Consider the following 11,199-nt stretch of genomic DNA (forward strand, 5'->3'; position numbering starts at 1 on the left):
ACTGTTTAATTCTCTTTTACCTTTGTCAAAGATACATGATCCAAATAGAAATTCGAATTGGTAGCCGTTGGATAGAAACCAATGTAGAAATCATCATAATCGGCTACAGAAGCATCCGTGGCGTCAGCATCCGCATAAGAAGCTCTTCCGCTTACTCCCATTCTCGCAAAATTATAAGTGACGGAATATTCCACGTACTCTGATGTTGCAGTTACTTCCTTGTAAGTCGGATATTTACCGCCTACAAGTACAGTCAATAATGGACATTTGCTTGTTGACGTTCTCACAAAGCAATTAATTTTTCCGGTTCCCTTTACTCTGAACTTCAGAATATATTCGCCTAGCTCTGCCTTACTCATTCGATACCCAACAAAAGACTGATACCATCCGGCCGTACCTCCGGTGTGAGACAGATATAACACATTATGATTCAATTGCTCATCTAATTGTATCGTCGAATTCCACCATACAGATGTAGCATTTACCGTTTTGAACCAACTATCCATAGGAATGCCACTATTAGCAGCAAACGGATTATTCCCAGCAGAGGCTTTCAAATCACCCAATAACAGACTGGAGATAGGTCTCACCAAAAAACTAGAGCCATTTCCTTGAATCACATTATCATCTTCTTCCCAGTCCTTAACAGGCTCTTCATCCATACTGATAAATTCAATCTTATCCAAGCTGACTTTAACCACTCCACTATAACGAATTCCACTCTTAATCTCCGATAACCAGCTCGCCAAACTGATCTTTTCTGTTCGTCCCCCCATTCCGGGAAGAACAATTTCGACGTAATATCCATTAGTGGCTGTCGACGGTAAGATACGTCCGGACGCTCCATTTCCCTCACTTTCCTCATACGCAGGAAGCAGGATGTCCTGCACATTTGTTATATCCTGAATACTTCCTGTCAACAGATTAAAATTTGCTTTGGTAGGCAGCCCCGTCAACTTAATGGTAGCATTTACCAAATACTCATCCTTTACTCCATCTCCGGCTTCCAACTCTACATTCAACTCTGCAACTACCGGACGAAGTTCCATCATTGTTTTCTTATTATCCCTATTCAACCCTTTACTATTATTGGCATACACAAAGCTGAAATTATCCGCTACTGTCTGATCCGCAATATTCAAAGGGTATAAGTCATCCTTTAGATTATCTTTATACGGGTAGTAAGCCACTATATCGACTTTACTTCCATCTTCAGGATAATACAGTACTTCATCTGTGGAAACAGGAGAAAAATATCCAACAGGATAAACAGTAGCTTTATGCTTTATATTATGATAGGGCATGATGATCTCCGTTGAATTGGCTTTCAGCATAGAAACACCGATCATCTGATTATTTTCCCATTGTACACCCGACTCATCCACATCAAATGTATACACTGTGCCCTGTATGACTGCGGGAGTTATGATCGCTTCCACTTTCTCATCATCGCTACACCCCGAAAAGATGCCAGCCGACAATATCACTAGAATCGAATAAAACAGATTGTTTTTCATATTGTATCTTATTTTATTATTAATCATTATAAATCTTCTCATAACGTAATATTTGCAGGCTTACCACAGAATGCACCCTGCGGCATTGCCACCGGAATATGTCTGCCGTTCCACTGAAGCACAATCTCTTTCAGCCCTGCATTCATGGCAGCATCTGTCACGGAAATGGTAATTTTCCCGTTAATATCCTCAATCAGTACCGTACAAGGGGCTGAAACTTCCAATCTTACATCACCCTTATCTAATACCTCCCCCGATTGATAGAAGACAGCTTCGATCACTTTGCCGTCTTTAGACTTTACAGCCTGCACTAATGTATCATTACGCAATACTTCAAAGGGTAATTCCGCTTCCGGCATTCCATCACCCGCATATACAACATACCCATAAGTATCATTCACCGGATTTTGTGTATGGTCAATCCATAAACGAAGTATGTCAACTTGCGATGGAAGATCTTTTATGCTTTTATTGGCTGAATTACGTTTTACCCAGTCCGTTTTCAGAGTCTCGCATATAAAAGATGCATTCTTGGTATACTGAGGCAATATGCTATATGCAAACTTACCTTTCTGCACCACCCAGAAAGATGTACCGTCTTTAGGAAAACTTTGCATGCCGGCACCCACCGGCAATATTTTACCATTGCTCCAAACAACAACTTCCGATTCCTTTTCAGGCTGGTCAATGGTAGTCCGGATAGTTCCCTGCATCTGAGGAGTCAGATTCGTTATTCCGGCACCCAAGGCTACCATATAGTCCTTCAACATAAAATAAGACTTGTATGCTTTCACTCCATAAAGTATCTCATTCTTAAGCGGAATATTTTTCTTTCTTTCAGATTCAATCTTATCCGTGGCATCCATTTTCTCAAAGATATATCCGGCAACAGCATTCTCTCCGCCATTTGTCGAAGCAGCCGCATAATTATGTTTACTGCAATATCCTCTCCAGTTAGTAACCGGAATTAATTTTTCCACTCCCTCACGGGCGGTTACTCCCGGAGTCATAGTTATATCCCACGCTCCAATAGCTTTACGATATTCATTTCCACTTTTCTGAAATAAAGTCATGCCATCCGCAGGGTAAAAATTATACTCATCAGCGGCCGCCACTGCGCTTTCCAGTCCGTCACAACGAACAGATGCCATATTGACAATCATATGATAACGATCATTCTTCTTTATCAGGTCATCATTATTGAAAAACCAACGCGTACCATTATACATCCCGTCGGAATAGCCATTCATACTGATTAACCGTTTGCGGGCATCATGCAGAAAACAACGAAGTTCATTTTTCTGCACTGGCGTGAAAGAATCCGACCAATCTTTAAGCAACTTATCAACAATGGCCAATGTACGAATATCAACTTTAGCCGGAGTGTAACGGGCCGTAAACCGGTCAATATAAGGAGTTATATTTCCTTTGTAGTAATACCAGTTACTTCCCCGGATAAAATTAAGCAAGGTTTCTATATTCTCATCGGTCAACTTCTTATCCCACGGGGAGTTCTTTAACGCACCCAAAATATTTAACGCATTAATTCCTCCATCAATAGGATATCCCCAGACAAGACACTGCATCCCGTGTCCCCAACCTGCGCCATCCGCCGTACAACCTTCTGTCCAGAAAGCGGTATTATATGTATTCTGTGAAGTATAACTTATCCCTCCCTGGGCTACCTGAACCAGCAGATCGACCATCGGGATAGATCTATACATCATAGCTACCGGCAATAACGGACGATATGCCAGCGCATTACCGCCTACCCACCATACATGGTTACGAAAACGTTCTATCTGTACTACATTTTTATCCGTCTCGTCATTCCGCAGGGGCTGTGTCCACGACTGAAGTGCCAGTGCTTTCAGCATTTCACACATATCAACCAACTGTTGGTCTTTTGTTTTCCCGTTTTCCACCGCATCCATCTGTTTCAGGAAACAATAGTATATATTCACCGCAGCTGTAGGAATAGCAAAACAGGAAGCATGAAAGCGGTTCACCTTATTACTGCGGCTCACCTCAAGATTACCATAATAAAGTATAGACTTCTGAAGTTTACGAAACACATCTTTATCCAATGAAACTCCCATCCGGTCGTTGCGGAACTCTTCCGAAAGTTTCCATAGACGATTCATTGCATCTGTAATAAACAATCCCATCTCTTGTGCATCTTTCCCTTCAATCACCTTTTTTTCCCTGCCTGTCCAATCTGTAAATGTACCATCATCGTTCAGGAATGCAAGAATTTCAGGTACTGATATTTTTATCTTTGTTAAATCATATGCACGATAAGGAACTGTAGCATACTGATTCCGAAATGTCTTGATTGCCTTTTCTTTTTTATCATCTTTCACTTGTTGCGCATCCTTGGAATACCGATACAAATTATCAAACGATAACCGACGCTCCTCATTCTGAGCCTGAACAGCCAGAGCTCCTATCCAAAGAAGGACAATCGCATATATACAATTCTTTTTCATAACTAATCCTCTATTTACTGATCAATTCACGGGATTTTCTTTCACTAATATCTTAATCTCCTTTACCATGCTCTTTGAGTTCCAAGCATTCGAATTAGAGCCTACGAATGTAGCAGTATATTCACCCGGTTCGTTATACGTATAGGTATAAGACTGTGTTTTCATATTTAAAGACTTGATAGGAGTTCCCATATCCGGTGATACCGCAGTCAGATCTATAGCCTGACTAATCGCCCAGACATCGACATCCGACTTCAAATTGTCTGTTGTAGGCTGAAACAACAACGTAGTATTGCTAGCACTAAAATTAGTCTTTTTCGTAATTGCTTCAAAAGCATAATTAAAACCGAATTGCGATTTCGGATCATTCATTGTTGAGGTAGAACCATCTTTCAGTTTCTTCGACACAACTAAAGAGGTGACATCCACACGAGGATATGTATCCGCATCTGACGCAGCAACAGCATTATAATGGAAAGCCAGATAAAATTTCTTATCTTTATAAGCAGTAAGATCCATTCCGTCAGCAACCGTTTCCCTGCCACTGGCATCTGCACAAAGCGGAACTTTCAGATGCAGCTGTCCGTTTGCTCCGGATAAACATTGCCAGTCCTCCTCTTTTATTGTGGAATAATCTCCATTAAAACTCTCTGAGATGAAAATAGACATTGTCTCTTTATTACGATAAGGTACCCGTGTATACTGCTGCAATATTTCATATGACAATTCAGCCGATTCTATCTCCACCCGCAAACGGTCTTTATTTGCATATTTACTCCCATCCTCACCGGAATAAAAAACAATATAATCCGGATTTCCACTAAAATCAAAGGTAACAGGCTCACCTGCAAATATTTCCTGTATATCATTGGATAAAGTCACGCCAAAATCAACACAATCCACTTCGTCAGCATCACAAGAAGAAAGCCATACGCCTGTCATTATCAGGAAAGAATAAAAATATATCTTTTTCATAATTTCGTTACATTAAAAGTTAAGATCACCAATTCACATTTTGTCCACAGGTCGGATTAGTATTCAGTTCTGCCTGGGGTATAGGATAATAGATATGTTTTTCTGCCAGGTTAATAGCAGGCAATGCTTTCACAGTGGTCAGATCATATCCGATTTTTTTATTCTGACTATCCATAGACTGATCCTTCAACAAATTGATACGGTCAAAGAAATATTGTTTTCCCCAACGGCGAAGCTCCATATGACGAGGCACTTCAAAGCATAGCTCCCTTGTACGTTCTACTTTGATGGAATCGCGGAAAGAACTTTGAGTACAGTCTGTCAATCCGATCTCCGATATTCCCGCTCTTTTACGTACTTCGTTTATCGCATCCACAGCTTCTTTTGTCGGCGAACCAGCCACCTCATTAGCACACTCGGCAATCATCAATAACACATCCGAGTAGCGCATTACAGGAAAGTTGATAGAGGAACTATTCAAAGACCACGGACGAACCGGATCATATTCAGCTCTCCATTTTCCGGGATCACCATCTACATAACTGGCTTTATCACTGTCTGACAACATCACTTTTTTAACTTTACCATCCGTCGTCACATATTTATAATCCGCAAAGTTCCACCATTTACGGGCATCTGCATCTTCGAACATCTTAAAAAACAATTTGGTGCCATGATACCAGGCATATGCTCTCGGTACATCGGGATCAGTAGTCGTCTGCTGGCTAATGCCCATATAAAGTCCCACTTTACCGCTTTCATTGGTCTTATCCAAACCGTTACCATAAAATTCGACCTCGAACATACTTTCACGGTAAGTCAGGTCATACTTATTGGAACACATATTAATAAATAAAGCACGATAACCATTCACCCCGTCCTCGGTCGTCTTATATAGAGTATGCAAACCGCTGTCTCTCACTTTACGCGCCCAGATAAGTGCGTCCTCCCAAGTATCAGCCTCAACTGGATATCCCGCCTGCCACATATATGCACGTGCCAACAATGCCTGCACGGTAGTTTTCGCAATGCGTCCCGGTGCATTCAGTTCATCAGCCGGAAGGCAACCCGGTTCCGCTTCTTCCAAGTCCTTTATAATCTGCCTATAAATTTCCGGCTGGGAAGATTTCTTCAGTTGTTGTTGTGCCAAATCACGAACAACTTCCAGTCTCAAAGGAACCTCTCCCCAATAAGCAACCAGATTCATATAGAATAATGCTCTTAATGCTTTTGCTTCTGCCAGAAACATTGTTTTCTTTCGTGCACCGCCACAATCTGAATCCGTGCGTCCGGTAATAGAAGCAATATAATCATTCGCACGATTAATACCCTCATACAAATGTTGCCAGGTAAGCTGTAAATAGGGATCCGTATTATTATAATTATTGAGTGAAGGCAATGCCTTGCTTTTATTATAATCGGCGCGATATACGGTAAGATCTGTTCCGGCGTCCAACTCTCCCCAGATATTCAGTCCATAAACACCTTCTGCTCCCAAACGGTCATAAATCCCGGCCAAACCTGCCATGCAACTATTCTCATCATGATACAGGTTCTTTTCATCCAGATTGCCATATACCTCCGTATCCAAAAAACTACAAGAGGAAAATGCCAAGGTTACTCCTATAATATATACTATTTTTTTCATCATATTCTGTTTTTATACCTGTTAAACTATAATCCTAACTTCACACCGAATGTAAAAGAAGTCGTTCTCGGATAAGCCGAATAGTCAAATCCACGAGTCATTGCCGAATTCCTGGTTGACACTTCCGGATCATATCCGGTATATTTGGTCCATGTCCACAAATTCTGTCCGCTAAGATACAACCGCAAGGAACTCAATTTAAACTTGCGAATCAGCTTTACAGGAAAATTATAACCTAACTGCACATTTTTCAATCGCAGGAAGGATGCATCTTCTACGACACGACTTGTGTTGATGTCGGACAGTCCGCCATCTACCCTCCATAAATAATTCGTATAATTTCCAGCTGCATAAGTTCCGTCACCATTGTCTATACGAGGTGTCCAATGATCTTTTGCAGAAGCAAGCATATTGGTATGGCGGACACCATTCATATTCTCCAGTTTGGCACGATTATAATTGATCACATCATTACCATAAGACCATTGAAAGAATACACTCAAGTCAAAGCCTTTGTATTCGAAATTATTAGTAAAACCACCCGTATGAACCGGCAGCCCGTGACCAATCACTGTCATATCTTCAGGCGTCACCTTTCCGTCTCCATTAATATCTTTCAGTTTCATATCCCCCGGTTGAATGGTATTACGTTCCTTTGTATTGTTGGGTATTCCATCTTTCAGCACAAATACATTGGGAGAAACTTCATTAAAATCCTCATATTGATAAACACCATCATATACATATCCGAACATCTCCGAAAGAGGATGCCCTATACGGGCAATATAAAGATTAGACAACTTGGGAGAATCCAGCCCTGAAACCTGATAATCCTGATCGCCCGACAGTCCGGTAATCTCATTTCTATTGAAGGAGATATTAAAATTTGTTGTCCACTTGAAACGCCCCCTGCCACCTACTAAGTTGACCGTATTGATTGATATTTCCAATCCACGATTGCGCACACTACCTATATTCTGCTGTATTTTATCAAAGCCGATAGACAACGGGACTTCCGCATACAACAACAAGTCCTTTGTTTGTTTATCGTAAATATCTACTACACCGTTAATACGGTTATTAAATAATCCAAAGTCCAATCCTATGTTTGTCTGATAAGTGGTTTCCCACTTCAGGTCTTTGTTCGGCATTTGAGAAATATAAATTGCCGGATTATCTATAGAGTTATTAAAAGCATAATTCTGATCGCCTAAATAAAGCAACTGGGAAGGATAATAATTCTTCGTATTGTTATTACCGGTAGTTCCCCAACCCACTCTGAACTTTAAATTCGACAGCCACTTGCGACTTCCCTGCATGAACGCTTCTTCTGAAACACGCCATCCGAAAGAAGCCGAGGGGAAATATCCCCACTTATGATAAGGAAAACGGGAACTTCCATCCGCACGCATCGTTGCCGTCATCAGATAACGGGATTTCCAGTCATAGTTGAAACGGGCGAAATAAGACATCATACGGTCTTCAAAATTAGTCGAAGTAACCTTGTCAGGTGTTCCATTCGAAATTCCCCAAAAGCCGAGTCCATCCCACGGCACCATCGTCGAACTGGCACCTAATGTAGAGATTGTTTTGCTATTCATCGAGGCTCCGAGCATGGCAGTGATATTATGACTCTTGACTCTCTTTTTATAAGTCAACGTATATTCATTAGACCATCCATCCCACTCCCTAAAACTAAAATTACCATTTGAATGTTTGGCAGAATAACGCGGATCTCCCCAATAGGTATCCGCATTATTAAATGCCTCATTCCGGTCCTGACGCCAAGTATAAGCAAAAGTAGCTTTGAATGCCAGATCCTTTAGAATATCCCATGATAAATAGGCATTCAGATTCAACTGACGGCTGCGCACTTTCTGATACATATTTTCCTATTGTTTTCAAAGGATTATACGGATAGTTCGGATTTTCAGCTAACAAAGCGTCCTCCGATTCTTCCGAATCGGCATAAAACACCGGACGATAAGCCAGTACCTGATATAGAAAATACTGCGTACCACCTGCGTCAGAACCCTGTGAAGGCGCCGTACCTTTTGAAATATTATTAGCAAAATTCAAGCTACCGCCGAATTTCACTTTCCTGGTAATCTGCTGGTCTAGTGTCAGACGTGCTTTCAAGCTCTCATAAGAAGAGTTAATGATAATCCCCTGCTGGTTATAATAAGACAAACTGGAACTATATTTCGTATTTTTAGTACCGCCCGTCAATGAGATATGATGACTGGTCATGGGCGCATTACGGAAAACCTGATCTTGCCAGTTGTACGAAGGCACTTTATCATAATCGCTCAAAATACGGTTACGTCCCAACGCTTCATCATAACTATAATATGTTCCTATTCATTTCAGAAACAGTCAATACCTCCTCCTGCATGGCAACATAGTCTCTCCCCTGAAGCAGCTCCATGCCCTGCGGTTTCAATTGGTAAGTCACATATCCATCATACGTTACTTTCGGAGCACTTTCCGAACCACGTTTCGTTGTAATAATAATGACTCCGTTTGCCCCACGTGCTCCATAAATAGCCGTAGCAGAAGCATCCTTCAATACATCAATCGATTCAATGTCATTTGAATTCAGTGAAGCCAGATTTCCATCTTCCGTAGCAAAACCGTCAATCACATATAAAGGTGCGCCATCACTGGAGTCCGAAATTGTATTACTACCACGAATCACAATATTAGCCTCGGCTCCGGGTTGCCCGTCAGAGGAAACAACTTGCACACCGGCAACACGTCCACCCAATGCCTGGTCGATGGAAAGTACCTGCGCTTTCGTTAAATCATTCATATCCACCTTTGCCACCGATCCGGTTAAATCACTTTTTTTCACTGTTGCGTACCCTACAGCAACAACTTCATCCAAGGCAACACCATCTTCTTTCAATGTCACATTCAGTACCTTTTGATTTCCTACCGTCACTTCTTTAGTCGCATAGCCTATAAACGAGATGACTAATACTGAAGATGATTTAGGAACAGAAAGTTTGAACCGTCCATCCATATCGGAGATGGTACCGGTCGTTCCTCCTTTCACTTTAATATTCGCCCCTATAATGGGCTCTTTCGATTCATCCATCACCCTTCCACTGATTGCAATCTGTGCAAAGACAACGGTGAAAGAACAAAGCGTCATCAGCAACAGACAGACGCGTCTTGTGATTTGTCGATTCTCCATAATATAATTCAAATTGGTTATTAATCTATTTTTCATTCTTAGTATTCTATTGATTTAATATGCCGGTTTCTCAAGAAAGCAAACGGAAAATTACAGTACTTTCTTGCAAACTACTTGTTTTTCCATCTCCCGCTTACGACTCAAGGCTTCCAGAAAATAATAATCCGCATAATTCAATGGAACATCTACCTCCGCATTATGAGGTATGCTGCCTACCGAATGCATTAAAATAAAATTCCCGTTTTCTCCTACTTTAGCACGGTAGGCAGGAGTGCTTAATGAGGCCAGTATTTTGTCGGCTGTCTTTTTATAACGCGGATTAGGCAAATACATGCTCAGCTCATAAAGAGCTGCAGCAGTGATAGCCGCTGCTGAGACATCCCGTGGCTCATTAGGAATATTCAATGCATCATAGTCCCAATATGGTATCAAGTCGGAAGCCAAATGCTTATTCGTAAATATGAAATCATATATTCTACAAGCCTGCTCCCAATACTCCGGTTTATGTGTATAACGGTAACAAACCGTATAACCATAAATAGCCCATGCCTGCCCTCTTGCCCAGGCAGACTCATCAGCATATCCCTGGGCTGTCTGCCTACTGCGTACAGTACCAGTTTCCGGATCATAGTCTACTACATGATAACAGCTGCCATCAGAGCGGAAATGTTCTTTAAGTGTCCGGTCGGCATGACTGACTGCCATATTATAATAGGTGGAATCACCCGACAAGCGGGTCGCCTCGAAAAGAAGTTCGAGATTCATCATATTGTCTATAATAACGGGACATTTCCATCCTCGTTGTGCCTGCCAGCCCTTATCCGCATCCCAAGACTGTATAATTCCAGCTCCGGACCGGAAACGTGTAGAAAGCGAACGCGCTGTTTGCAACACAACCGACTTATAATCTTTCTGTCCCAAACGCATTCCATTAAGATAACTGCATCCTACCATAAAACCCACATCATGATGCCATGTAAGATACTGCACGGAATCGAGTGATTCCGTATATTTCACAGCCAGTTTCTCCCACTTTTCATCTCCTGTAAGCTGATACAAATACCACATACTGCCAGGGAAGAACCCACTGGTCCAATCATCATAAGAAGCATAAACCACTTGTTGCTTTTCGTCCAAAGTCTTCGGATTCATTATGCAGTCACTTGCTTCTATCCGGTTGGTCATCAAAGAATATTGGGAAACGGCGTTTGATATATTTTCTGTTACCATATCTTCCGTTGCAGCCTTTTTCAAGTTACATCCGGCCATCATAAAGATGGAAATTCCCGCCAAAGTCAAGACTATGCTGTTCATATGCTGTAAAGATTTAAATGAATGATATCGCAAATGTAGGTATTCATAAAAAAGAGG

General features: G+C 41.5%; 8 protein-coding genes. All 8 read right to left on the minus strand.

From position 1 onward, the window contains the following. Nucleotides 1-5: 5 nt before the first annotated feature. From NXX38_RS22895 to NXX38_RS22930, 8 genes are read right to left on the minus strand one after another with little or no spacing between them, the layout of a single operon-like run. Nucleotides 6-1,517 carry a fimbrillin family protein gene (locus tag NXX38_RS22895; RefSeq protein WP_258981276.1) on the minus strand — a complete coding sequence of 504 codons (1,512 nt, stop codon included), beginning with the start codon at nucleotides 1,515-1,517 and terminating at the stop codon, nucleotides 6-8. Between the two features lie 38 nt (nucleotides 1,518-1,555). Then, nucleotides 1,556-4,006 (minus strand): polysaccharide lyase family 8 super-sandwich domain-containing protein, encoded by a 2,451-nt coding sequence (locus NXX38_RS22900; protein WP_258981277.1) that lies wholly within the window; start codon nucleotides 4,004-4,006, stop codon nucleotides 1,556-1,558. Nucleotides 4,007-4,027: 21 nt separating this feature from the next. After that, nucleotides 4,028-4,981: a DUF5017 domain-containing protein gene (locus NXX38_RS22905; protein ID WP_195649452.1), complete on the minus strand. Its 954-nt coding sequence runs from the start codon at nucleotides 4,979-4,981 to the stop codon at nucleotides 4,028-4,030. Nucleotides 4,982-5,006: 25 nt separating this feature from the next. Then, nucleotides 5,007-6,632 (minus strand): RagB/SusD family nutrient uptake outer membrane protein, encoded by a 1,626-nt coding sequence (locus NXX38_RS22910; protein ID WP_229126990.1) that lies wholly within the window; start codon nucleotides 6,630-6,632, stop codon nucleotides 5,007-5,009. 23 nt (nucleotides 6,633-6,655) lie between these two features. Beyond that, entirely contained in the window at nucleotides 6,656-8,515 is a 1,860-nt protein-coding gene (locus NXX38_RS22915) for a SusC/RagA family TonB-linked outer membrane protein (protein WP_258981280.1), read from the minus strand. Then, the gene (locus NXX38_RS22920) at nucleotides 8,397-8,960 is read right to left on the minus strand and encodes a hypothetical protein (protein WP_258981282.1); all 564 of its coding nucleotides are present in this window, start codon (nucleotides 8,958-8,960) and stop codon (nucleotides 8,397-8,399) included. Before NXX38_RS22920 ends, NXX38_RS22915 begins: the two co-directional genes overlap by 119 nt. A 13-nt stretch (nucleotides 8,961-8,973) precedes the next feature. Then, nucleotides 8,974-9,864 (minus strand): carboxypeptidase-like regulatory domain-containing protein, encoded by an 891-nt coding sequence (locus NXX38_RS22925; RefSeq protein ID WP_258981284.1) that lies wholly within the window; start codon nucleotides 9,862-9,864, stop codon nucleotides 8,974-8,976. Nucleotides 9,865-9,918: 54 nt separating this feature from the next. Further along, nucleotides 9,919-11,142 (minus strand): glycoside hydrolase family 88 protein, encoded by a 1,224-nt coding sequence (locus tag NXX38_RS22930; RefSeq protein WP_148364865.1) that lies wholly within the window; start codon nucleotides 11,140-11,142, stop codon nucleotides 9,919-9,921. Between the last annotated feature and the right edge of the window lie 57 nt (nucleotides 11,143-11,199).

Origin of the sequence: Bacteroides sp. BFG-637 (assembly GCF_024793605.1) — a bacterium.
GTDB classification, from domain to species: Bacteria; Bacteroidota; Bacteroidia; order Bacteroidales; family Bacteroidaceae; genus Bacteroides; species Bacteroides vicugnae.

Coding starts and splice junctions, on each gene's coding strand:
- NXX38_RS22895 (WP_258981276.1), bottom strand. CDS start 1,517: ATGAAAAACAATCTGTTTTATTCGATTCTAGTGATATTGTCGGCTGGC.
- NXX38_RS22900 (WP_258981277.1), bottom strand. CDS start 4,006: ATGAAAAAGAATTGTATATATGCGATTGTCCTTCTTTGGATAGGAGCT.
- NXX38_RS22905 (WP_195649452.1), bottom strand. CDS start 4,981: ATGAAAAAGATATATTTTTATTCTTTCCTGATAATGACAGGCGTATGG.
- NXX38_RS22910 (WP_229126990.1), bottom strand. CDS start 6,632: ATGATGAAAAAAATAGTATATATTATAGGAGTAACCTTGGCATTTTCC.
- NXX38_RS22915 (WP_258981280.1), bottom strand. CDS start 8,515: ATGTATCAGAAAGTGCGCAGCCGTCAGTTGAATCTGAATGCCTATTTA.
- NXX38_RS22925 (WP_258981284.1), bottom strand. CDS start 9,864: ATGAAAAATAGATTAATAACCAATTTGAATTATATTATGGAGAATCGA.
- NXX38_RS22930 (WP_148364865.1), bottom strand. CDS start 11,142: ATGAACAGCATAGTCTTGACTTTGGCGGGAATTTCCATCTTTATGATG.